1 pseudogene is annotated in these 851 nt (G+C 54.2%); it reads left to right on the plus strand.

Annotated elements, in window-relative coordinates:
• Positions 1 to 56: 56 nt before the first annotated feature.
• Positions 57 to 851 (plus strand): annotated as a pseudogene (locus tag FIL88_RS16585) (IS3 family transposase); the annotation flags it as partial.

Below are 851 nucleotides of genomic sequence, written 5' to 3' on the forward strand. Positions count from 1 at the left end.
TGAGCCTCCCCAACTGAACTGGTCCATCGTTATGTTTAGGAAACGGAGGACCACGAATGGCAAACAAGAGACCGAAGCCCGAAGAGATTGTCTCAAAGTTACGGCAGGTTGAAGTTCTGATGGGGCAAGGCATGTCCCGCCTTGATGCGATCAGACAGATTGGCGTTGTTGAACAAACCTATTACCGTTGGAGAAAGAAGTACGGCGGAATGGGCATAGATCAGTTGAAGGAACTGAAACGGCTTCAGAAAGAGAACGAACGATTGCGACGTGCGGTTTCTGATCTGACGTTGGACAAACTGATCCTGACGGAAGCCACAAAGGGAAACTACTGAGCCCCGCTCGTCGTCGTGCTTGTATTAACCATGTAGGCAACCAGCTGAACGTTTCCGAGAGACGCGCCTGTCGCGTGCTTGGACAACACCGGTCCACGCAACGACGCATCCCAAGAGGCCGCGCGGACGAGGACAGGCTGGTCGCCGACATGATCGAGCTGACCCGTCAATATGGCCGATATGGGTATCGCAGGATCGCTGCGCTGCTGAGAGGGGCTGGATGGTCCGTCAGTGATGGGCGGGTTGAACGGCTCTGGCGGCGAGAGGGGCTGAAAGTGCCAGTGAAACAACCAAAGAAAGGGAGGTTTTGGCTAAATGACGGCTCATGCGTTCGGCTACGGCCAGAATATCGCAACCATGTTTGGTCGTATGACTTCGTTCATTGTCGAACCGACGACGGCAAAGCCTTCCGGACGCTGAACATCCTTGATGAGTACAGTCGGGAATGTTTGGCTATCAGGGTCGAGCGGAAGCTGAACTCGACCGATGTAATCGACGTCCTGACAGACCTGTTCA

Source organism: Aliiroseovarius halocynthiae (assembly GCF_007004645.1).
GTDB classification, from domain to species: domain Bacteria; phylum Pseudomonadota; class Alphaproteobacteria; order Rhodobacterales; family Rhodobacteraceae; genus Aliiroseovarius; species Aliiroseovarius halocynthiae.